Consider the following 23,868-nt stretch of genomic DNA (forward strand, 5'->3'; position numbering starts at 1 on the left):
TGATTTTGCTATGAAAAAAAACATATTAATTATGGCAGATTTAGAAGGCATAATAGGTGTAACTAACCTTTATGACAAAACAGATTGCCAAGAAAAGATGTGCAAGGAAGTAAGTGTTTTACTTGATTGTTTAATAGAAAGAAATGAATTTAATATTTATTTTTGTGATGCTCATGATAATGGTAAGACCACAATGCCATTGTGGGAGCAGTATTCTAATGTAAATTTTATTTCATGCTTTTGGAATATAGATCTTGATATAAAATATGATTATGCAATATTAACAGGCTTTCATGCTAAAAATGGTACAGGCCTTATGGCACATTCCTTTAGGCCTGAGATTGACAAAGTGCATATAGGAGATGTTGAAGTAGGAGAAATAGGAATATTTATTAATTATCTGTCATTTTATAGTATACCAACCATTTTTCTTAGTGCAGAAGAAGAGGCAATTACAGAATTAAATGATATTGGATGCAAATGTGCAGTAAACATATCAAATTACAGTAAAAATGATAAAGAGATAAGCTTAGAAACTAAATACAGACAATACGCTGACAATTTAAACTATGCAATTGATAATAAAGAAAAATATTGCAATAGTTATATTGATGAAAAAATATACATTGAATTTATTCATGAGGACTATTTAAACTATCTAGTTTCCTCTAGTAAATTTAAAATGGAAAACGGAGTTATTAAATTTGAAAACACAATAGATTTTATTGCAAAAGCCTATGGTATGGCAATGTCTCTTAACGAAGTATATCATATTAAATATAATGAGCTTCTAAGAACAATGAGAGCTAACTTTAACAAATTTGATCCTAGTACGATAAAAGATGAAAATTTGAAAAAACTTTTGAATACAGGTATCAGGTCTTATAATTATGATGATTTAAAATACATAAATGATTTATTGTTTAAAGAATTTAACAAGTGAGAGTGCAAGATGAAAAGAATATATTATATTTTCAGAAAAAGCTTTGATTTTTATGAAAATTATAAGATGAAATTTCTGCTTTCAAATATCCTCATTTTATTTATCCTTTTAATAGTTACAATAGAGCCATATATCTTAGCACAGTTAATAACAGCTCTATATAGCTTTAACCAAAATAAGTTTTACACTTTTTTAGGAATTATTATTTTATTAAATCTAAGTAAGTACATAATAAACTATACAAAAGAGAGATTAGATATATTAATCAAGAAAAAAGTAGCCATAAGCATTAAATATAAACTAATGCAAAATATCCTTGAAAGTCATCCTAATACTCTATGTGATTTTACCGAGGGGAAATTATTGACCATAATGTATAATGATTCACTAGTAGTACGTGACTTTGTTTATATTATAAGTGCATATTTTAAAGATTTTATTACCATAGCAATCATTGGAATAATAATGTTAAGGATTAATATTTTTCTGTCTTTCATTGTAATTCTACTATTCCCGTTAATCGCTTATGTAAACAAGCAATTTGGGAATAAGATCAATCAAGAAAGCAGAGAAATATTGAAAAAAACAGATTCTATAATGGAAATGATTAAAAAAAATATAATGTCAATAAATGATATAAAATATAGCAATTCTATGAAAAAAATATTAGCTTTTTTTCAGGATAAAATAAATGAGTTAAATAAAAAAACAATTCATTGTGAGAAAACAAAATTGAATAATTTGTATTTATCAAACATTTTGGGTCTATGCGGTAATATAATATTTTTATTAGTTGGAGGAAGTTTAATTTTTAATAAAACAGTTGAAGTAGGCAATTTTATTGCTTTTTTAACATATTCAAAATATTTTTCTACATCTTTATTTTCAATAACCACAATGTATGGAAATCTACAGCAGCAAATAGTTTCAGCAGAGAGAATTATAGATTTATACAGCAGAACCAAGTGTGATATAGATAATAGAGAAGATATGATGGTGACTAATGATGATATGTGCATAAATATAAATGATGTTTCATTAGCCTTTGGGGAAAAGGTAATATTGAAAAACATTGATTTGGAGATTGAAAAGAATCAAAAAGTGTGCATATTAGGGAAAAATGGTTCAGGCAAAACTAGCTTATTAAACCTGCTGTCTGGTATATACCAAATATCCTCTGGAAGTATCACAATAAATGATACAGATATAAAGCATATAGAATTTAAAGACCTAGTAAAAAACATCACATATGCTAGACAAATACCATATGTTTATAACAATAGTTCTATAAGAGAAAATATATTGCTATCAGATGAAGGCAAAAATATAAGTGAAGATAGACTAAGAGAAATATGCGAGGATTTTCATATAATTGATGACATAATGAATATGCCAGATGGATTTGATACTGTAATAACTGAAAATTATAAACTATCCTCTGGTCAAATGAAAAAAATTCAGCTAATAAGATGCTTTTTGCGTAATACGCCTATTTTATTATTAGATGAGCCTCTATCAAATGTTGACCGAGAATTTATAAAAAGTTTTCCTAAAATAATAGATAAGTATTGTGAAAACAAAATTGTTATTATTTCAACTCATAATTTAAACTGCTATGATAAGTTTGATAAAATCGTAAATCTCAGCCATTTTAATAGATATGATAAACTTGTAGGATACTAGAAGTAGGATATAAATGATGCGGTAGATATTTAACGAAAGGGAAGTGTTGTTATGAAATTAATTTATCACATGTCAATGACGGAACTTGATGCTACAACAAAAAAATGGTTGCTAATCAATGCATTATTTGGTTCTGTGGACATAATTGAAGATAAATATAGCAGAATAATTGATAAATGGTTAGAAAATGATGATATTATCCCAGTAACAGAAGATGAAAATCGTATATATAACTTTTTATTGGAGAGGAAATATTTAATTTCATCATCTGAGGAAGAAAACAATATAAAGGGCAATATTCTAAATAAACTAAGGCTTAACTATAATCATAGGCTAGAAAACATTAGCAATATAGTTCTTGTTTTTAATTATGATTGTAATTTTTCATGCCCTTATTGCTATGAAAATAATAGAGATAATGCAAATAATAAATATTCAATGACCGAAGAAATGGTAGATAAGATATATTTATTGCACTCAAATATTACAGGCATTACTTTATTTGGGGGAGAACCCCTTTTATTAGAAAATATGAGTATTATCAAATATATCATACAAAAATCTCCTAATGCTAGATATAATGTATTTACAAATGGCTATTTTTTAGAGGAATACATACCTTTACTAAAGAAATTAGATATAGGATTTATTCAGGTTACTATAGATGGTGAAGAAGAGGTGCATAACAGAACTAGGATATTAAAAAATGGAGAAGCTACTTATAAAAAAATAATGGAAGGAATCAAAGCTTGCTTAGTAAATAACATTCCTATTAAGATAAGAATGAATATATCAGAAATGAATTTAAACAGCTGTAATATTTTCAAAAAAAATTTCTTAGATGAATTTAGCGATTATAAGCAGAATATTTCATTTGAAATGCAACCACTCTACCAATTAAATGGTAAAGCTAAAATGAAGCTTGATGATGAATTATATTGGAATAGTTCTATTATAGGCAAATATGACGAAGGCTTTACAACGGATAATGTAATATTGAATACAGCATCTCCAATTGTCAAATTATTTTTGTTAAATAACACAAAAATTTATCCACAGTACAGCAGGTGTGCAGTTGAACAAATGAGCAGATTCTATGATTCAATGGGAGATATGTATTCTTGCTTTCTATCGGTAGGTAATGAAAGTGATTCCATTGGAACTTATTATCCTAATTATGCATTAAAAGAGAACTCTTTAATCGATCGCAACATTGAATCAATAGAAAAGTGTTCGAAATGTAGAATTGCATTAATATGTGGTAGTGGTTGTGGAAATGCTGCAAAATCTTCTAACAAAATGATTCCCAATTGTGAGCAAGTTTTAGATGATATATATGTCAAAATTCCGAAGCTGTATAGAATTAAACAGAAGAATTAATATAAGAGAATATTATTTTAGGAGACAAAATACATCCAGCCTTTAAAATAAAAGACCTTTGAGATGTACTCCGAAGAATCTACTCCTTGTTAGCAAAAAAATCTGGACTAATGTCCAGATTTTTTTCTTACTTATAGAAAGACCAGATTTTTTTATATAACATTAAATTTGGCGAAAAAATTATTATCTGTTATAATAGTAATAAAGGACTAATTAACTAGCATAATATATTAAATTACTTTGCATTTATAGATAAAATATTTAGGTGTTAGGAGTGAGCCATATGCGTCTGGGATTTGATCTGACATTAGAACAAGCACAAAAATTAATAATGACACCAGAACTAAGACAAGCTATTCAAATGCTTCAATTTACAAGCCAAGAGCTATGGCAATATGTAGAAAGCCAGATGGAAGCTAACCCACTGTTAGAGTTGGAAAACAAACGAGAAGTTGAAGAACACATTGAAGAGTATGATAATAAGCTTGAGGATGTGGACTGGAAGGAATATTCAGAGCAGTATGATGATATAAGCTATAGGAGTACTGTTAATAGAGATGAAAAGGAGAATACATTTGAAAACTATGTATCGGCGAGAACATCTCTAAAAGATCATTTGCTTTTTCAATTAAATCTATCTATTTTTGATAAAAGACAAAAAGCTATCGGGGAATTTATTATTGAATGTATAGATAAAAATGGGTATTTGAATAATCCAGTGACAGAGATATCTAAGCAATTGAATGTTGAGGAAAATTTAGTTGAAAACGTTATCAAGTTAATTCAAACTTTTGAACCAGCTGGTGTATGTGCAAGAGATTTGAAGGAATGCCTATTGATACAGCTTGAACTTAAGGGGATAAATAATCCTGATATTCGAGAAATAATTAACAATTATCTAGTGGACGTAGCTCAGAATAGATTAGCAAAGATATCAAAGGAATTAAATATTAGCTTGAAAAGTGTTCAATGGATATGTGACTTAATTAAGTCATTGGAGCCTAAGCCTGGAAGAGGATTTGCTCATGATAGTGACGAGATAAAATATATCACTCCAGATGTATACTTATATTATATTGACGGGGAATATGTAATAAGTGTAAATGATTCATCTACCCCAAGACTGATTATTAACAACTATTATAAACAGTTATTAAATAAGTCAAACGATGACGGCACTACAAACTTTCTTACAGAAAGGCTGAACTCTGCTATGTGGCTAATTAGAAGTATAGAGCAGAGAAGAATGACAATCTATAAGGTTGTTGAATCTATATTAAAGTATCAAATAGATTTTTTTGAAAAGGGCAAAAAGTCTTTAAAGCCTCTTACTTTGAAAGATGTAGCAGAGGATATCGGTGTCCATGAGTCTACAGTTAGCAGAGCAACTAACGGAAAGTATATTCAGACACCTAGAGGATTATTTGAACTAAAGTATTTCTTTTCAAGTGGTATATCTAGTAACGATGGCGGAATATCTTCCACAAGTATTAAATCAATTATTAAGGAAATAATTGAGGGAGAAAATCCTAAAAAACCACTTAGTGATCAACAAATAGTTAAAATTCTTAAAGCAAAGGATATAGATATATCTAGAAGAACAGTTGCAAAATATCGTGATGAATTAGGCATTGCCTCATCATCAGGAAGAAGAAGATACTAGAGAACGGAGTCATCCACCTAACCCTATTTTCCGAATGCTTTTGTCGGAAAGTAAAGGAAACTCAGAAAACAAGTTTCTGAGTACTGCAATTACACCAACTTTGATTTTGCTTCTAGAATTAGGAGTGTCCGTCAGGACCAAGTCATAGATTTGGGTAATTGCAGCATAGGTTAAACGCAATGAGTACCAACCTTATTGTAGGCTTATGACAGGGGTGTCTGTTAGGACCAAATTTATGAAGGGTAGCAAGCAAATAAATTTGTGTTGCGAGACTGCGGAAATCTATAAATATGTTTTTTTATTAATAGCAGCGTAAAGGTATTGAATTTTAAATTTATTATAGTATAATAATGGTGAAGATGTTTTTTTATTAGATTACTGGGACAATATTTATATATCTGGGACAATATGAGACCAGCAATGCATGCTGTAATAATAAAAAGTAGCTATAAAGCATAATGATAAAATATATAAGAAATACTATATATTATATTTGACTTATAAGTGGGTAATTATTTTATTGACGGGTCATTTCCCGACATCTTGGACTTATTATGTCCACAAGGAGTGTGTTTTATGAAAGACCTAATAGAACTTCAGAGAAAGATCGCGCCAGAAATAATTGATATTTTAGAGAAACGATATTCAATACTTAGAAATATTTACTATAATCAACCAATAGGAAGACGGGCCTTAGCAAACAATTTAGGGCTAGGAGAAAGAGTTATAAGGACAGAGGTAAGTGTTTTAAAAGAACAAGGACTCTTGGATATTGAAACTAATGGCATGAATGTCACAGAAGAAGGAAAATTAGTAATCGATGAATTAAAAGATTATATTCATGGGTTAAAGGGTCTCAACAGCTTAGAAAAGAAGATTAAAGATATGCTAAGTATAAATAGGGTATATATTGTACCAGGAGATTCAAGAGAAGATATGCTTACCCCTAAAGACATAGGAAAAACGGCATCTATTCTTATAAAACAGGTTACTAAGGATGGAGACATCATAGGAATTACAGGTGGTACAACTATGGCTCAGGTGGCAGAAGAAATGACTGTAGAAAAAGTTAAGAAGGATATTACAGTTATTCCTGCTAGGGGTGGATTAGGAAAGGATCTTGAAACACAGTCAAATAATATTGCTGCAAAATTAGCGAAAAAGCTAGGGGGAAGCTATAGACTCCTTCAAGTCCCAGATAATGTAGGCGTAGAAGCTCTAAAAGCTTTGATGACTGTTCATGAAGTAAAAGAAGTATTAGATATTATTAAGAACATGGATATATTAGTTTTTGGTATTGGTAGAGCAGATGTAATGGCTGAAAGAAGAGAATTACAACAGGATAAGATTAATGAGATAGAAAAGAATGGGGCAGTAGCAGAAGCATTTGGGCACTACTTTAATACTAATGGAGATATAGTTTTAGAAACAAGTACAATTGGATTATCATTAGAAGATTTTAAAAAAATTGACACAGTAATAGGAGTAGCAGGCGGAAAAGATAAAGCAGAAGCTATCGTTGCAATATGTAAATTACATAGAAATATGATACTTATAATAGACGAAGCTGCTGCAAGAAAGATACTGTCAATGTCTAAAAATGCTACTATATAGTAGCTAATAATATAAAAGGAGGAATTTTAATGTCAATTAAAGTTGCTATTAATGGATTTGGAAGAATAGGAAGAAATGTTATGAGGATTGCCTTTGAGAACAATGTAGAAGAACTAGAGATAGTTGCTGTAAATAGCTCACAAAGCCCAGCGAGCTTAGCTCATTTATTTAAGTACGATACTTGCTTCGGAAAATTTGAAGGTGAGGTAGGCTCAACAGATGATGCAATAGTTGTAAATGGCAAGGAGATTAAGGTAGTAAACAGCAGAGATCCAGAAGCTCTTCCATGGGCAGAACTAGGAGTAGATTTAGTAATCGAATCTTCAGGTAAATTTAGAGATAAAGAAAGTAATATGAAGCATATTAGGGCAGGAGCAAAAAAAGTTATAATTACTGCACCGGGAAAAAATGAAGATGCAACTATAGTTATGGGTGTAAATGATAAAGACTATGACCCTGTAAACCATGTAATCCTATCTAATGCATCATGTACAACAAACTGCTTAGCTCCATTTGCAAAAGTAATAGTAGAGAAATTTGGAGTAGTTAAAGGCTTAATGACAACAGTACATGCTTATACAAATGATCAAAGAATTCTTGATGGATCACATAAGGATTTAAGAAGAGCAAGAGCAGCTGCTGAATCTATAATTCCAACAACTACAGGCGCTGCAAAAGCAGTAGCATTAGTAATCCCTGAGCTTAAAGGAAAATTAAATGGTATGGCAATGAGAGTTCCTACACCAACAGTTTCTGTAGTAGATGTAGTATTTGAAGTAGAAAGACCTACAACAGCAGAGGAAGTAAATCAAGCACTTAAGGAAGCAGCTGAAGGCGAGTTAAGAGGTATATTAGGCTTCTCAGATGAACCATTAGTTTCTATAGACTACAGAAAAGACCCTCGCTCATCAATAATAGATGGATTATCAACAATGGTGATTGATAATATGGTTAAAATAGTATCTTGGTATGATAATGAATGGGGATATTCAGCTAGAGTCGTAGACTTAGCAGTATTAATGGCAAATAAGTGGCAATAACATTTAAGACCGGTTTAATAGCCTAGGCTATTAAACCGGCTTTTGAACGCTATGAAATATGTGCTTAAATAGCTACAAGGAGGGATATTATGTTAAGCAAAAAAAGTATAGAAGATTTAAATGTGTCTGGAAAAAGAGTACTAGTAAGATGTGATTTTAATGTTCCTATGAACGATAAGGGCGAGATAACAGATGATAGAAGAATAAGAAGTGCGCTTCCAACCATAGAATACATAATTAATAATGGTGGAAAAGCTATTGTAATGTCTCATTTGGGAAGGCCAAAGGGAGAGCCTAATCCAAAATACACACTAGAGCCAGTAGCAAAAAGATTAGGTGAGCTATTGAACAAGGAAGTAATATTTGCTAAGGATGATATGGTAGCAGGTGAAACTGCAAAAGAAATAGTGAATAATATGAAGGATTCAGACGTTGTATTGCTAGAAAACACAAGATTTAGAAAAGAAGAAGAAAAGAACGGAGAAGAATTTGCAAAGCAATTAGCTTCACTAGGAGATATGTTTGTGAATGATGCTTTTGGTACTGCACATAGAGCTCATGCTTCTAATGTTGGACTTAGCAGTCAATTACCATCTGCATCAGGATATTTAGTTAAGAAAGAAATAGAGATAATGGGTAAAGCAATGTCTAATCCAGAAAGACCTTTTGTAGCCATACTTGGAGGCGCAAAAGTATCTGACAAAATAAATGTAATAGAGAACTTCCTTGACAAGGTTGATAGCTTGCTCATTGGGGGAGGAATGGCATATACATTTTTAAAAGCACAGGGATTAGAAATCGGTAAATCTCTAGTAGAAGAGGATAAGATTGAATTAGCAAAAGAATTAATGGAAAAAGCAAGAGATAAGAAGGTAAACTTAGTACTACCCTTAGATGTAGTAGTGGCTAAAGAATTCAATAATGAGACTGAATTTAAGACTGTTGATATAAATAATATTCCTAAGGATATGATGGGGTTAGATATAGGAGAAAAAGCAATAAGAGTCTTCTCTGAAATAATCAAAGAGGCTAAGACTATTTTATGGAATGGACCTATGGGAGTATTTGAAATGCCAAACTTTGCAAAGGGAACCAATGCTATTGCAAAGGCAATGGCAGAGTCAAATGGAGTAACTATTGTTGGTGGAGGAGATAGTGCAGCAGCAGTAGAGCAGGCTGGTTTAGATGATAAGATGACACATGTTTCTACTGGTGGTGGAGCATCACTAGAGTTTTTTGAAGGAAAGGTTCTTCCGGGTATTGCAGCAATAGAAGATAAATAAGGAGGACTGGATGTGAGAATACCTATTATAGCTGGTAATTGGAAAATGAATAAAACTATAGAAGAAGCTATCCAACTAGTAAAAGAAATAAAAAGCAACTTAAAGGATGGTGTAGAAACTGTAGTTTGTGTTCCATTTACTGCCTTGAGTGAAGTAAAAAAAGAAATATCAGGTACAAAGCTTAAGCTTGGTGCACAAAACATGCATTGGGAAGAAAGTGGAGCTTTTACTGGTGAAATATCACCTTTGATGCTTAAGGAAATTGGAGTGGATTTTTGTATTATAGGTCATTCAGAGAGAAGACAATATTTTGGAGAAACAGATGAAATGGTAAATAGAAAAATAAAATCTGCCTTAAAGCATGGTATTAGTCCCATAGTATGTGTAGGTGAAACTCTAGAGCAGAGAGAAGCAAATATTGAAAAAAAAGTAGTTGAAACTCAGATATTAAAGGCATTTGATGGTATAGTGGCAGAAGAAGTGGAGAAGATTGTAATCGCATATGAGCCGATATGGGCTATAGGCACAGGAAAGACAGCAACTAAAGAAGAAGCCAATGAAATAATTGCATTTATAAGAAAAATAATTATGAATAAATATCAGCAGGAGATATCAGATAAGGTTAGGATACAATATGGAGGAAGTGTTAAACCAGACAATATTACTGATATAATGAATCAGTCAGATATTGATGGTGCATTAGTAGGAGGAGCCAGCTTAAAGCCAGAGGAGTTTATTAAGCTAGTTAGTTTTTAGAGAGGTGTGAATATGACAAAAAACTTAGTAGCAATTATAATACTAGATGGTTGGGGATTAGGAAAAAAATACGAAGGTAATGCAATACTTAAAGCTAAGACTCCTAATTATAAATTATTAGTGGAGAATTACCCAAGTACTAAATTAGAAGCTAGTGGACTTTCAGTGGGACTTCCAGAAGGACAAATGGGAAATTCAGAAGTAGGGCATCTTAATATAGGTGCCGGAAGGATAATATACCAGGAGTTAACGAGAATAACCAAATCAATTGAAAACAAAGAATTCTTTAATAAAAAAGAGCTTTTAGATGCAATAGAAAATTGTAAAAATAACAATTCTAAATTGCATTTAATGGGGCTTTTATCAGATGGAGGAGTTCACAGTCACAATGGCCATTTATATGCACTTTTAGAACTTGCCAAAGCTCATGGATTAAAGGATGTATATGTCCATTGCTTTCTAGATGGCAGAGATGTACCTCCTCAAAGTGGTAAATCATATTTGGAGGAACTAGAAAATAAGCTTGTTGAAATAGGGGTTGGCAAAATAGCCACAGTTTCAGGAAGATATTATGCAATGGATAGAGATAAAAGATGGGATAGAATTAAGTTGGCATATGATGCATTAACTCTAGGTACAGGAAATACAGCAGGTTCATCTCAGGAGATTATTAATAAATCCTATGCAGATAATATAACAGATGAATTTGTAATACCTTCTGTAGTCATAAGCAAGGAAAAACCTATTGCAACAGTTGATGACAAGGATTCTATGATATTTTTCAATTTCAGACCAGATAGGGCAAGAGAATTGACGAGAGCTTTTGTAGATATTAATTTTGAAGGCTTTGAACGTCAAAAAAAGGTTGATACTCATTATGTTTGTATGACTCAATATGACAAGACTATAGAAAATGTGAAAATCGTCTATAAACCTCAAACCTATGTGAATACATTAGGAGAATATATAAGCCTTCTAGGGATGAAGCAGCTTAGAATTGCAGAAACAGAAAAATATGCTCATGTTACCTTCTTTTTCAACGGAGGTGTTGAAAAGCCTAACGAAGGAGAGGACAGAATATTGATACCTTCTCCTAAAGTGGCAACATATGATTTAAAACCTGAAATGAGTGCCATAGAGGTTAAGGATGAAGTAATAGATAAAATTAGGAGTGAGGCATACGATTTTATAGTACTCAATTTTGCTAATCCAGATATGGTAGGCCATACAGGAGATGTTAATGCTACGGAAAAGGCTGTGGAAACAGTAGATGCATGTCTTGATGAAATAGTACAAGAGATTAAAAAAGTAAATGGAAAAGTACTTATAACAGCAGATCACGGAAATGCTGAAGAGATGATAGATGAAAAAACAGGCAGTAGATTAACTGCCCATACTACCAATAAGGTTCCATGTATAATTGTAGGCGAAGGCAATGTAAAACTAAAAGAAGGCATTTTAGCAGATATAGCACCTACATTATTAGATATGATGCAAGTAGAAATTCCCCGGGAAATGACAGGAACATCGTTGATAATAAAGTAGAATCCATTGAGCGTTAAATCATAATTATGAAGTATATTAAAAGAGAGACCTTTCGTTTTACTCAGGGTGACAATCAAGGGGTCATTCTGAGCGTTAGCGAAGAATCTATATTCTTAAAACAAACAAGGAGGTAATAACCATGACAATGATAACTGACATTTATGCAAGAGAAATACTTGACTCAAGAGGAAATCCAACAATAGAAGTTGAAGTTTGGACAGAAAGTGATGGATATGGAAGAGCAGCAGTACCTTCAGGAGCTTCGACAGGAGCATTTGAAGCAGTGGAATTAAGGGATAATAATAAAGAACGATACCTAGGAAAAGGTGTAACTAATGCTGTAAATAACGTCAATGATATAATAGCTCCAGAAATTATAGGTATGGATGCATTAGATCAAGTAGCTATAGATATGAGACTTATAGAGCTTGATGGTACAGATAACAAAGGAAAACTAGGAGCGAATGCAATTCTTGGAGTTTCTATGGCAGTTGCAAAAGCAGCAGCAGATACATTAGGTTTGACACTATACCAATATCTAGGCGGAGTAAATGCAAAAGCTCTTCCAGTTCCAATGATGAATATACTAAATGGCGGAGAGCATGCTGATAACAATGTAGATATTCAAGAATTCATGGTAATGCCAGTTGGAGCTCTAAACTTTAGAGAAGCACTTAGAATGGGTGCAGAGATATTTCATAATCTAAAGAAGGTTCTAAAAGATAAAGGATTAAGTACTTCTGTAGGTGATGAAGGCGGATTTGCACCAAATTTAAGTTCTAATGAAGAGGCTTTAGCTACTATAGTAGAGGCTATTGAAAAAGCTGGCTATAAACCAGGAGAAGATATATATTTAGCATTAGACGTGGCAGCATCAGAAATGTATAGTAAAGAAAGAAAAATTTATTCTTTAGCAGGTGAAGGAAAAGAACTTACTTCAGCTGAAATGATTGATTTTTATGCAGATTTAGTGAAAAAATATCCAATTATATCTATAGAAGATGGCTTAGATGAAGAAGATTGGGAAGGATGGAAGGCGCTAACAGAGAGACTAGGAGATAAAATACAGCTTGTAGGTGACGATTTATTTGTTACTAATACAAAAAGACTAGAACAAGGCATTAAAACAGGAGTTGCTAATTCAATACTGATAAAACTTAATCAAATAGGTACTATTACAGAGACATTGGATGCCATAGAAATGGCTAAGAGAGCAGGATATACAGTAGTTATTTCTCATAGATCTGGCGAGACTGAAGATTCAACAATTGCTGATTTAGTAGTAGCTGTAAATGCTGGTCAAATAAAAACAGGTGCACCTTCAAGAACAGATAGAGTTGCAAAATATAATCAATTGTTGAGAATAGAAGATATGCTAGGAGAAACTAGTCAGTATAAGGGAAAAGAAGTTTTTTATAACATAAAAAGCAAATAAATTAAAGAATTGAATGATTAGCTAAAAAAGCCGAATAATATTAATAGGAGTTTTTTAATATTATTCGGCTATTGCAGTTAAAGATTGAGCAAAATACAAATACTTGTTGATTTTATGCTGTCACTATGTTAAAATTATTGTGTTTATGAAACAGAACAGGAGGTGGGAAGATGCAAATATTATTTTATATTTTAATTGTATTAGCAAGCTTAGTTCTTATTGCTAGTATATTATTACAATCAGGTAAAAGTGCAGGACTATCTGGTAGCATTGGTGGTGGTGCTGAAAGTATTTGGGGCAAGAATAAAGGAAGAAGCTTTGAAGGAATGCTTAGTAAATTAACTACTGTTTCTGCAATAGTATTCGTTATATCAGCACTAGTATTAACTGCATTGCAGCAGTAAACAATATGATTAAGGAGGAAAGAATATATGGATATATTTTTAATCTCAGCACCAGTTGTTGGGATAATTGCTTTATTTTTTGCTTTTTATAAAGCATCTACAATTAACAAAGTATCTCCTGGTAACGATAGAATGCAAGAAATAGCTTCCTATATAGCAGATGGAGCTATGGCTTTTCTTTCAAGAGAGTATAAAACTTTGGCAATATTTGTTATCGTACTATTTATTATTTTAGCAGTAGGAATAAATATATTAACTGCTGTAAGCTTTTTATTAGGTGCAGTTTTTTCTGCTCTAACAGGATTTTTTGGAATGAAGGTTGCTACAAAAGCTAATGTTAGGACTGCAAGTGCTGCAAAAGAGGGTGGCATGAATAAAGCTCTAAGCGTAGCATTCTCAGGGGGAGCAGTTATGGGGATGGCAGTTGTAGGACTAGGACTTTTAGGAGTTGGTATTCTTTATATTACTATAGGTAACCCTGCAATTATTACTGGTTTTGGACTAGGTGCTTCATCAATAGCTCTTTTTGCACGTGTTGGTGGGGGTATATATACTAAAGCTGCTGACGTAGGAGCAGACCTTGTTGGAAAAGTTGAAGCAGGAATTCCAGAAGATGACCCTAGAAATCCTGCTGTTATAGCTGACAACGTAGGAGATAATGTTGGTGACGTTGCAGGTATGGGTGCTGATTTATTTGAATCTTATGTAGGTTCTATTATATCAGCTATCACATTAGGTGTAGTAGTATTTGATGCAAATGGAGCATTATATCCACTAGTTTTATCATCAGTTGGAGTATTAGCTTCTATAATGGGAACATTTTTTGTTAGGGCTAAAGAGGGTTCAGATCCTCAAAAATCTCTTAATACTGGTACTTTAGTTAGTGCACTACTAACTGTTGTAGTTGCATTTTTCTTAAGTAAGTCTTTATTAGATTCATATCAACCTTTTATTGCAGTAGTATCTGGACTTGCAGTAGGTTTAATAATAGCTAGAATTACTGAATATTATACATCAGGTGATCATAAGCCTGTTCAAGGCATAGCAGATGAATCTGAAACAGGAAGCTCAACTAATATAATTGGTGGATTATCAGTAGGTATGATGTCTACTGCGTGGCCAATATTAGTTATAGCAGTAGGTATACTTGTAGCTTTCTATGCTACAGGTGGAGCGACAGCACCAGCTCAAGGTCTTTATGGTATAGCACTTGCTGCAGTAGGTATGCTATCAACAGCTGCTATGACAATAGCTGTTGACGCTTATGGCCCAATAGCAGATAATGCAGGTGGTATTGCAGAAATGAGTGAATTACCAAAAGAAGTACGTAATGTTACAGATAAGCTTGATGCAGTAGGAAATACAACAGCAGCAATTGGTAAAGGATTTGCTATAGGCTCAGCTGCACTTACAGCATTAGCATTATTCGCATCATATACACAGGCAGTAGGGCTTACTAGCATAGATTTAACTCAACCTACAGTAATTGCTGGATTATTGGTTGGTGGTATGCTACCATTCTTATTCTCAGCTATCACTATGAAGGCTGTTGGTAAAGCTGCTTTTAGTATGATTGAAGAAGTTAGAAGACAATTTAAAGAAATCCCTGGATTAATGGAAGGTAAGGCAAAGCCAGAATATAGAAAATGTGTTGATATCAGTACTTCAGCTGCATTAAGAGAAATGATAGTTCCAGGCTTACTAGCAGTTATTGCTCCAATAGCTACAGGAATCATTTTAGGTACTGAAGCATTAGGTGGATTATTAGCTGGTTCTTTAGTTACAGGAGTTCTAATGGCAATATTCATGGCAAATGCAGGTGGAGCTTGGGATAATGCTAAGAAATACATTGAAGAAGGAAACCATGGTGGTAAAGGTAGTGAGGCTCATAAAGCAGCAGTTGTTGGAGATACTGTTGGAGACCCATTTAAAGATACATCAGGACCTTCAATTAACATATTAATTAAGCTTATGACAATAGTAGCTTTAGTATTTGCCCCTCTTTTCTTAAAATTTGGTGGATTAATAATTAATATGTTTTAATTGAATAGTGACTTAAAAGAAGGTGATTTTATTAATTGCCTTCTTTTTTATTTTCAAAAAATGTCGAAAATACTATTTACATGAAAGTTTTAGCAATAATAAAGGTGATTATGGTAAAAAAAGCTAAAATCCAATGGAATATAGACTATGGAATATTAGCCAAAGTTCTGATATAATCATATAGTACTTAATGTTATAGTAAAAATATGACGGTGTTTGAGTAGTAAATTATAATGCTATAGGAGTAAACATAATATGAAAGTAAATATAGAAAATATGGATTTAAACTATATATGTGAAGGGCAAGGGAAAAACATGCTGATTCTTCATGGCTGGGGGGCTAGTATTGACACTATAATGCCAATATTTAATCATTTAAAGAGTAGCTTTAAGGTGTATGCTGTAGATTTTCCGGGCTGTGGAAAGAGTCAGAAGCCAAATGAAGTATTAGGTGCTTATGATTATGCCAGAATTATAAAAGAGTTTATTGATACTATGGAGATGGACGAAATCATATTAATTGGACATTCTCATGGAGGAAGGGTATCATTAGTCTTAGCTAATAAATACCCTGAACTAGTGAAAAAAATGATATTAATAGATAGTGCTGGTCTAATTCCAAAGAGAAAGCTAAAATACTATGTTAAAGTATATACATTTAAGGCATTGAAAAAGCTATACAGTATGGCTTTTTTCTGGATGAATAAGGAAGAAAAAATGGAGCATTTTTATAAAAAGTTTGGTTCTACTGATTACAAGGATGCAGATGGAATCATGAGAAAAATACTAGTAAAATTAGTCAATGAAGATATACGACCATTATTAAAAGATATAAAAGCTTCAACTCTCTTGATATGGGGGCGGGATGATGATGCAACTCCTGTCTATATGGGAGAAATAATGGAAAAGGAAATAAAGGATAGTGGATTAGTAGTACTTGAAAATGCGGGGCATTATGCATATCTTGATCAGTTTATTAGATTTAAAGCTATAGTAGACAGTTTTCTAGAAAAAGATAAGTTAAACTAAAATTAGTCTTTACATGATAAGAGAATTATACTAAATTAAGCAAAGCAATATAATGCTGGAAAATTGTAACCATTTAGGAGAGTGAATTTGATGTTAGGAAATAATAGCCTTATGATAATACTTGCTGTTATTAGTGTTATCATCTGGAATGTATCTTTTTTTTACAGAAGCAGATATATGCTACATATGATGCAATTAGAAGGATATTTAAATGAAAGTTATTTGAGATGGATAAAAGAATTTCAATACAAAGTGTTTTCTTTTAAAATTAATATTCCTATGATAGTGGCTGTAATTTTTGCGTTAATAACCCTTATAACTGGGCAACCGCTACTAAACCTATCAAATATAGTTATTTGGTCTATATTGACTATTCTTTCAACTAATTTTAAAAAAGAAAATGTTAAAAAAGATTTAGTATATACAAAAAGAGCACAAAGACTTTTAGCATCTATGTATGCTGTAAATTTTTTAATATTGATAATTTCAGTAATAATATACAGTTTACTAGCAAAATATTTCTTTGAGAGTTATGCAATTTTACTTTTAATAGGTACTATATTATATTATTTTGCCCCATATACATTGTGCTTAGCCAATATTTTAGTAAAACCCATAGAAGAAGCTATAAATAAGCATTATTATGATATGGCACGTGATAAAGTCAGAAGCTTTGAAAATTTAAAAATAGTTGGGATAACAGGCAGCTATGGAAAGACTAGTGCCAAGTTTATTACTGCAAAAATACTAGAAGAAAAGTTTAATGTTTTAAAAACTCCAGAGAGCTACAATACGCCAATGGGAGTAAGTAAGGTAATTAACAATACCTTAAATGATGAATATAATGCATTTGTAGTAGAGATGGGTGCAAGAAATATAGGTGAAATTAAGGAAATGGCTGATTTAGCAGGACCAAAGATAGGAGTCATTACCTCAATAGGGCCTACACATCTTGAGACATTTATCAATATTGACAATATAATGAAAACGAAATACGAATTAATAGAGGCCCTACCACCAGATGGAATTGCTATATTCAACTATGATAATCAGTATCTAAAGAAACTAGCAGACAAGACATTTAAAGAAAAGATACTCTATGGAACTGAAAATACAGAGTTTCTTGACATATATGCAACTAATATTGAGGTATCTGAGCTAGGCTCAACTTTTATCTTAAATGATAAAAATGGGAACTCCATAAAATGTGAAACTAAACTATTAGGATCACATAATATTGGAAACCTACTAGCAGGTGCTTGTATAGGAGTGGCTTTAGGATTAACATTTGAAGAGATAGCGAGGGGCATTAAAAAAGTAGAGCCAGTGCCTCACAGACTACAGCTTATAAATCCTGGTACTGGGGTAATAATAATCGATGATGCGTTTAATTCAAATCCAGTTAGCTCAAAGGCAGCCTTAGATGTTATAAGTCAATTTAAGGAAGGAAGAAAAATAATAGTTACTCCTGGAATGGTGGAGCTTGGGCAGGAAGAAGAAGAGGCCAACAGACAGTTTGGAAGATATGTAGGAGACACATGTGATTTTGTAATACTTGTTGGTAAAAATAGAACTAAACCTATCTATGAAGGTATATTTGAAAAAGATTTTAATAAAAATAATGTATTTGTTGTGAGTAGTTTAAATGAAGCCACAGCAGTATTACAGAAAATTGTGAGGCCAAAAGACGTAGTATTGTTTGAAAATGACTTACCTGATACTTATAATGAGTAATATTAGCTATTGTGTTATTTTTATCAGCAATGAAGAATCTAAGAAACTAAACTCTTGTTTATACTTGAGGTGACATTCCTTTAGATTTTTCCATTGTAGGTGTTAGTTAAATAAGGAATGGGGGATTTTTATGAAGAAAAGAGTAGGTGTCGTTTTTGGAGGCAGAAGCGTAGAGCACGAAGTTTCTGTCATTACAGGTATGCAGGTTATAGAGAACATTGACAAGACAAAATACGATGTATTGCCTATATATATAAGCAAAGAAGGTAAGTGGCTTACAGGTGAATCTCTGATGAATTTTAAAAACTTTAAGAATGACAACTTAAAGAATTTAAAAGAAGTGATAATGACGCCAAAATATAATGACAATAGATTGTATTCACATCCAGAGGACATAGGCTTTTTAGGTAAGAAGCTTGTAGAAAATGTGGATGTAATATTTACTGCACTTCATGGGACTAATGCTGAGGATGGAACTGTTCAAGGGCTGCTTGAATTAATAGATATCCCATATACAGGAGCAGGAGTCATGGCATCTGCAGTTGGTATGGATAAGATAGTAATGAAGGATGTATTTAGGGCACATGGATTACCTGTAGTAGACTATATGTGGTTCTTTAGAAAGAAATGGTCTACTGATAGAGAAACTGTAATAAATGATGTGGAAAAGAAAATTGGGTATCCTGTTTTTGTTAAGCCAGCAAATCTTGGTTCAAGTGTTGGCATTACAAAGGCTAAGGATAGAGAAAAATTAATAGATGCAATTGAAATAGCAATAAGATATGATAGAAAAATAATTGTAGAGAAAAGTGTTGAAGCTCCTAGGGAAATTAACTGTGCTGTTATGGGATATGATGACAATGTAAAGACATCATTATGTGAAGAACCAGTAGGCTGGAAGGAGCTACTTACCTATGAGGATAAATATATTAGCAGCAATAGTAAAGGCTCAAAGAGTGGAGGAAGAAACATACCTGCTGACCTTCCAGAAGATACAACAAAGCTAATACAAGAAACAGCCAAACAAGCTTTTATGGCTATAGATTGCAGAGGAAATGCAAGAATAGACTTTTTATTGGATCAAGAAGGAAAAGTATTTGTCAATGAAATCAATACACTTCCAGGGTCAATTGCATACTACTTATGGGAGCCAATGGGTATCGACTTTAAAGACTTAATAAGCGAGCTTATAGACATTGCATTATTTGCACATAAAGAAAAGAACGAGAATATGTATTCATATGATGTAGATTTATTCAAGAGAGTAGAATTTGGCGGAAGTAAAGCGAAAAAAATATAGATATATAAAATGCAATAATAACATTACATTCTCTTACTTGTCATTCTGAGAGCAAAGCTAGAAGAATCTCTAGATAAGTGTAACTTAAGAGAAGATCCTCCGCTATTGCTCAGATACGATATAAGGCAATGTAACTTATTTAATGCATTTTATATAATAATAAAACAAACATGATTTTAAAATCATGTTTGTTTTGATATTAGGTTTCTTTATATTATAATCTTGCTAAAAAAGAATTTATCACTTTAATTCAAACTATGCTATAATATGGGATAAGATATAATGACGTTAATTAATTAAAGTCAATTTGTTGTTGCTGCCTTAATTTCTCCAGCAAAAAAGCTTTATGCTATAGATACGCAATTTATAATAAACAGATTTCACGAAAGGACTTTTGCGAGGGGTGCAAACAGAGAACAAATAAGTGCATGTAGTGACTTAGGTCTTACTTTAGAAGAATTTATTAGTATAGGACTTGAATCAATGAGGCAAATTAATGATATATTGGGACTTTAATAAAATGGAGGAATAATATTTATGAACACTAAAGAAAAGATAGTGGAATTTATGGAAAAGCAGGCTTATAAGCCTATGCTGAGAGAAGAGCTTGCTAGAGCATTTGAAGTTGAGCCTATAGATTATAAAGATTTTTTTAAGCTATTAGATGTAATGGAAAATGAAGGTCTTATAATAAAAACGCATAAGGACAGATATGGTATACCTGAAAAAATGAATCTAGTAGTAGGAAGACTGCAATGTCATCAGAGAGGGTTTGGATTTTTAATACCAGAAAACAAAGAGCTTAAAGACGTATTTGTTTCAGCTCAGGATATGAATGGAGCATTGCATGGAGATAAAGTAGTTGTTAGGCTGATTACAAAAAGCAGCGAAGGAAGAAGACAAGAGGGAGAAGTAATCAGACTTTTAGAAAGAGTAAATAAAACAATCGTTGGAGTATATGAAAATAGTAAGAACTTTGGATTTGTAGTTCCTAGTGATACGAGAATAAATATGGATATATTTATACCAAAGTCAGAGATTAATGGTGCAAGGACTAACCAGCTAGTAATAGTAGAGATTACAAAATGGCCTGAAAAAAGAAGAAATCCTGAGGGTAAAATAATTGAAATCCTAGGACATAAAAATGATACAGGAACAGATATCCTAGCTATCATCAAAAAATATGATTTGCCAGAAGATTTTCCAGAAGAAGTTTACGAAGAGGCAGAGAGAATACCTGAGGAGATACGTGAAGATGAAATAAAGAGAAGATTAGATTTAAGGGATAAGAATATATTTACTATAGATGGCGCAGATGCTAAAGATTTAGATGATGCTATTTCAATTGAAAAACTTGAAAATGACAACTATAAATTAGGAGTGCATATAGCAGACGTAACTTATTATGTAAGGGAGAATTCATACTTAGACAAAGAAGCTCTTAAGAGAGGCACAAGTGTATATTTTGTAGACAGAGTTATACCTATGCTTCCTAAAAAGCTTTCTAATGGAGTATGTAGCTTACATCCAGGTGTTCCAAGGCTAACATTGAGTATTTTCATGGAAATAAATAATAATGGAAAAGTTGTAGATCATCAAATAATAGAAACTGTAATAGAAAGTAAGGAAAGACTAGTCTATGATGATATATCAGATTTACTTGAAAACGATGATGCAGAGCAGAAGAAGAGATATGCTCATATTCTAGAGGATTTGAAGTTAGCTGAAGAACTTTGCAGGATTTTAACTAGTATGAGAGAGGAAAGAGGAAGTATAGATTTTGATTTCCCAGAGTCTAAGATAATTCTAGATGAAAAAGGCAAGCCGATAGATGTAAAAAAATATGATAGAAGAATAGCCAATAGAATAATTGAAGAATTTATGCTCATAAGCAATGAGACTGTGGCTGAATATATGTATTGGACTGATGTTCCGTTTTTGTATAGAATACATGAGGATCCAGATATGGAAAAGATAAACGACTTCAATAAGTTTATACATAATTTTGGATATCATTTAAAGGGTTCACAGGAAATACATCCTAAAGAGCTTCAAGAATTGATCAAAAAAATTGAAAATACAAAGGAAGAAACTATTATAAATACATTAATGCTCAGGTCTTTGAGAAAGGCTAAATACAGTGCTGAATCAGAAGGCCATTTTGGATTAGCAGCAAAATATTACACGCATTTTACATCGCCAATAAGAAGATATCCAGACCTTCAAATTCACAGGATTATTAAGGAGTTTATCAATAATAAGATAAATGATCAAAGAATTGATAAGCTAAGAGCTCTTTTACCTAGAGTTGCAGAGCAGTCATCAGATACTGAAAGAACTGCAGATGAAGCATCAAGAGAAACCGATGATTTAAAGAAAGTAGAGTATATGGCAGACCGAGTAGGGCAGGAATATGATGGTATCATATCTGGAGTTATGCCTTTTGGAATATTTGTAGAGCTTGGAAATACAATTGAGGGGTTAGTGCATATAAGTACACTTATAGACGACTATTATGAATATGATCAACCTAATTATAGGTTTATTGGCGAAAAGACAAAGAAGATATATAGAATAGGCGATGAAGTAAGAATCAGAGTAGTAGGCACTGATGTAGCTAATAGACAAATTGATTTTGTTTTGATTTAAAATTCGGTTGACATAATCATATATTTTTGCTATAATTAGACTTGCACTTTAAATAGGTTATGGTGGGGATTTTATGAGTACAAATACACATACTAAAACTCTAGCAACTAATAGAAAAGCTAGACATGATTTTTTTATAGAGGAAACTATAGAGGCAGGGATTGAATTAACTGGTACAGAGGTTAAATCCTTTAGACAAGGCAAGATTAATCTCAAAGAAAGCTATGGTATGGTTGAAAATAGTGAGGTCTTTATCCATGGTATGCATGTAAGCCCTTATGAGCAAGGCAATATATACAATGTAGATCCTCTAAGAAAAAGGAAGCTATTGCTTCACAAAAGAGAAATAAGAAAACTTGTGGGCTATATTACTCAAAAGGGATACTCCCTAGTACCACTAAGTGCATACCTTAAAAATGGAAAGGTAAAGATAGACCTTGCCATTGCAAAAGGTAAAAAGCTATATGATAAAAGAGAAGATATAGCAAAGAAAGATGCAGAGAGAAGGATACAGAGACATTTAAGTGAAAAATATTAATTGTCATTCCTAAGGTTGTGAAGAATCTCTTAGATACTAACTCTCAATCCTCAAAATTGGTTTTTATTTGAATTGTTTGTTGAGTATTTTAATTCTCAACAAACAATTCTTAATTAATATATTTTGGGGGCGAAAAGGTTTCGACGGGGGTGTGGAGTAAAGAGTAGCGAGTCGTTGTCGCCAAACAACGTTAAAAGTGGCAACTAAAATTAAACGCAAACGATAATTACGCATTAGCTGCCTAAGCGCAGCTACGTCTACTCTAACGGTCCTGCCCGTTAGAATCTAGGCGCCAAGTAAGCAGGGAACTATTATAGGGGTACTCCGACCTATAATGGATAAATTGGAGATAGTGTAGTAGGAAGCCTGTTGCTAGGCGTCCTATGAGGCGATAGCTCAAACTAGCAACTGCACTCGGAGAAGCTCTTTATAAAGTGCTTTCGGACGTGGGTTCGATTCCCACCGCCTCCACCAAATCTATAAGAATTTTTACGTTTTGAATAAAATGTAGAGAAAAAAATAAATTGCTATACTCGTAGTGGTTACGGGTATAGCAATTTTTCTATGCTTTTTATATATGTCTACATGATAAGACTAAAATCTCAAAGAGCCAAGGGGACAGAAGAGCCAAGGGGACAGGAAGAGCCAAGGGGACAGGAACTTTGGCTTTTTAAACGAGGAGAATTGATATTACATTAATATCAAAATACAGTAAAGGGTAGATAATTGCACATAAAACCTTATTTAATAGTACAAGACAAGAAATAGAATACTACAGAAATTAAGAAGCATTAAAGGTGTATCTATTAGAAAATTATAAAGAATAACT

Annotated in this window: 17 protein-coding genes and 1 other RNA gene; all 18 read left to right on the plus strand. The window is 32.4% G+C overall.

The window, feature by feature from the left end:
- The first annotated feature begins 10 nt into the window (after window positions 1–10).
- The 18 genes from QO263_RS09410 (at window position 11) to ssrA (ending at window position 23,513) form a co-directional block, all read left to right on the plus strand.
- Window positions 11–943: a M55 family metallopeptidase gene (locus tag QO263_RS09410; RefSeq protein ID WP_285620420.1), complete on the plus strand. Its 933-nt coding sequence runs from the start codon at window positions 11–13 to the stop codon at window positions 941–943.
- Window positions 944–952: 9 nt separating this feature from the next.
- Window positions 953–2,626, plus strand: coding sequence for an ATP-binding cassette domain-containing protein (locus QO263_RS09415; RefSeq protein ID WP_285620423.1), 1,674 nt, complete (start codon window positions 953–955; stop codon window positions 2,624–2,626).
- Between the two features lie 51 nt (window positions 2,627–2,677).
- Window positions 2,678–4,006 carry a radical SAM protein gene (locus QO263_RS09420; protein ID WP_285620425.1) on the plus strand — a complete coding sequence of 443 codons (1,329 nt, stop codon included), beginning with the start codon at window positions 2,678–2,680 and terminating at the stop codon, window positions 4,004–4,006.
- 283 nt (window positions 4,007–4,289) lie between these two features.
- Window positions 4,290–5,669, plus strand: coding sequence for an RNA polymerase factor sigma-54 (rpoN, locus tag QO263_RS09425; RefSeq protein WP_285620428.1), 1,380 nt, complete (start codon window positions 4,290–4,292; stop codon window positions 5,667–5,669).
- 576 nt (window positions 5,670–6,245) lie between these two features.
- The gene (locus QO263_RS09430; protein ID WP_285620431.1) at window positions 6,246–7,283 is read left to right on the plus strand and encodes a sugar-binding transcriptional regulator; all 1,038 of its coding nucleotides are present in this window, start codon (window positions 6,246–6,248) and stop codon (window positions 7,281–7,283) included.
- Between the two features lie 29 nt (window positions 7,284–7,312).
- The gene (gap, locus tag QO263_RS09435; protein ID WP_285620433.1) at window positions 7,313–8,323 is read left to right on the plus strand and encodes a type I glyceraldehyde-3-phosphate dehydrogenase; all 1,011 of its coding nucleotides are present in this window, start codon (window positions 7,313–7,315) and stop codon (window positions 8,321–8,323) included.
- Between the two features lie 86 nt (window positions 8,324–8,409).
- Window positions 8,410–9,606: a phosphoglycerate kinase gene (locus QO263_RS09440; RefSeq protein ID WP_285629266.1), complete on the plus strand. Its 1,197-nt coding sequence runs from the start codon at window positions 8,410–8,412 to the stop codon at window positions 9,604–9,606.
- Window positions 9,607–9,618: 12 nt separating this feature from the next.
- A complete protein-coding gene (gene tpiA / locus QO263_RS09445; protein WP_285620435.1) occupies window positions 9,619–10,362 on the plus strand; it encodes a triose-phosphate isomerase in 744 nt (247 codons plus the stop codon).
- Between the two features lie 12 nt (window positions 10,363–10,374).
- Entirely contained in the window at window positions 10,375–11,907 is a 1,533-nt protein-coding gene (gene gpmI / locus QO263_RS09450; RefSeq protein WP_285620437.1) for a 2,3-bisphosphoglycerate-independent phosphoglycerate mutase, read from the plus strand.
- A 139-nt stretch (window positions 11,908–12,046) separates the two neighbouring features.
- A complete protein-coding gene (gene eno / locus QO263_RS09455) occupies window positions 12,047–13,342 on the plus strand; it encodes a phosphopyruvate hydratase (RefSeq protein WP_285620440.1) in 1,296 nt (431 codons plus the stop codon).
- A gap of 170 nt (window positions 13,343–13,512) precedes the next feature.
- Window positions 13,513–13,746: a preprotein translocase subunit SecG gene (gene secG / locus QO263_RS09460; protein WP_285620442.1), complete on the plus strand. Its 234-nt coding sequence runs from the start codon at window positions 13,513–13,515 to the stop codon at window positions 13,744–13,746.
- Between the two features lie 27 nt (window positions 13,747–13,773).
- Window positions 13,774–15,789, plus strand: coding sequence for a sodium-translocating pyrophosphatase (locus tag QO263_RS09465; protein WP_285620444.1), 2,016 nt, complete (start codon window positions 13,774–13,776; stop codon window positions 15,787–15,789).
- 255 nt (window positions 15,790–16,044) lie between these two features.
- The gene (locus QO263_RS09470; RefSeq protein ID WP_285620446.1) at window positions 16,045–16,818 is read left to right on the plus strand and encodes an alpha/beta fold hydrolase; all 774 of its coding nucleotides are present in this window, start codon (window positions 16,045–16,047) and stop codon (window positions 16,816–16,818) included.
- A gap of 90 nt (window positions 16,819–16,908) precedes the next feature.
- The gene (locus QO263_RS09475) at window positions 16,909–18,552 is read left to right on the plus strand and encodes a UDP-N-acetylmuramoyl-tripeptide--D-alanyl-D-alanine ligase (protein WP_285620447.1); all 1,644 of its coding nucleotides are present in this window, start codon (window positions 16,909–16,911) and stop codon (window positions 18,550–18,552) included.
- A 130-nt stretch (window positions 18,553–18,682) separates the two neighbouring features.
- Window positions 18,683–19,852 carry a D-alanine--D-alanine ligase family protein gene (locus QO263_RS09480; protein WP_285620450.1) on the plus strand — a complete coding sequence of 390 codons (1,170 nt, stop codon included), beginning with the start codon at window positions 18,683–18,685 and terminating at the stop codon, window positions 19,850–19,852.
- 537 nt (window positions 19,853–20,389) lie between these two features.
- On the plus strand, window positions 20,390–22,501 hold the full coding sequence (gene rnr / locus QO263_RS09490) for a ribonuclease R (protein ID WP_285620454.1): 2,112 nt from the start codon (window positions 20,390–20,392) through the stop codon (window positions 22,499–22,501).
- Window positions 22,502–22,574: 73 nt separating this feature from the next.
- Window positions 22,575–23,039: an SsrA-binding protein SmpB gene (gene smpB, locus QO263_RS09495; RefSeq protein ID WP_285620456.1), complete on the plus strand. Its 465-nt coding sequence runs from the start codon at window positions 22,575–22,577 to the stop codon at window positions 23,037–23,039.
- A 125-nt stretch (window positions 23,040–23,164) separates the two neighbouring features.
- Window positions 23,165–23,513: a transfer-messenger RNA gene (gene ssrA, locus QO263_RS09500) on the plus strand.
- Window positions 23,514–23,868: the final 355 nt, after the last annotated feature.

The organism is Proteiniborus sp. MB09-C3, assembly GCF_030263895.1.
In the GTDB taxonomy this organism is placed as follows: domain Bacteria; phylum Bacillota; class Clostridia; order Tissierellales; family Proteiniboraceae; genus Proteiniborus.

What these genes read in the sequence shown, in the direction of transcription:
- QO263_RS09415 (WP_285620423.1), top strand. Translation starts at nt 953, where the DNA reads ATGAAAAGAATATATTATATTTTCAGAAAAAGCTTTGATTTTTATGAA.
- QO263_RS09465 (WP_285620444.1), top strand. Translation starts at nt 13,774, where the DNA reads ATGGATATATTTTTAATCTCAGCACCAGTTGTTGGGATAATTGCTTTA.
- secG (WP_285620442.1), top strand. Translation starts at nt 13,513, where the DNA reads ATGCAAATATTATTTTATATTTTAATTGTATTAGCAAGCTTAGTTCTT.
- eno (WP_285620440.1), top strand. Translation starts at nt 12,047, where the DNA reads ATGACAATGATAACTGACATTTATGCAAGAGAAATACTTGACTCAAGA.
- rpoN (WP_285620428.1), top strand. Translation starts at nt 4,290, where the DNA reads ATGCGTCTGGGATTTGATCTGACATTAGAACAAGCACAAAAATTAATA.
- gpmI (WP_285620437.1), top strand. Translation starts at nt 10,375, where the DNA reads ATGACAAAAAACTTAGTAGCAATTATAATACTAGATGGTTGGGGATTA.
- QO263_RS09475 (WP_285620447.1), top strand. Translation starts at nt 16,909, where the DNA reads ATGTTAGGAAATAATAGCCTTATGATAATACTTGCTGTTATTAGTGTT.
- gap (WP_285620433.1), top strand. Translation starts at nt 7,313, where the DNA reads ATGTCAATTAAAGTTGCTATTAATGGATTTGGAAGAATAGGAAGAAAT.
- smpB (WP_285620456.1), top strand. Translation starts at nt 22,575, where the DNA reads ATGAGTACAAATACACATACTAAAACTCTAGCAACTAATAGAAAAGCT.
- QO263_RS09420 (WP_285620425.1), top strand. Translation starts at nt 2,678, where the DNA reads ATGAAATTAATTTATCACATGTCAATGACGGAACTTGATGCTACAACA.
- QO263_RS09410 (WP_285620420.1), top strand. Translation starts at nt 11, where the DNA reads ATGAAAAAAAACATATTAATTATGGCAGATTTAGAAGGCATAATAGGT.
- QO263_RS09480 (WP_285620450.1), top strand. Translation starts at nt 18,683, where the DNA reads ATGAAGAAAAGAGTAGGTGTCGTTTTTGGAGGCAGAAGCGTAGAGCAC.
- QO263_RS09430 (WP_285620431.1), top strand. Translation starts at nt 6,246, where the DNA reads ATGAAAGACCTAATAGAACTTCAGAGAAAGATCGCGCCAGAAATAATT.
- rnr (WP_285620454.1), top strand. Translation starts at nt 20,390, where the DNA reads ATGAACACTAAAGAAAAGATAGTGGAATTTATGGAAAAGCAGGCTTAT.
- QO263_RS09470 (WP_285620446.1), top strand. Translation starts at nt 16,045, where the DNA reads ATGAAAGTAAATATAGAAAATATGGATTTAAACTATATATGTGAAGGG.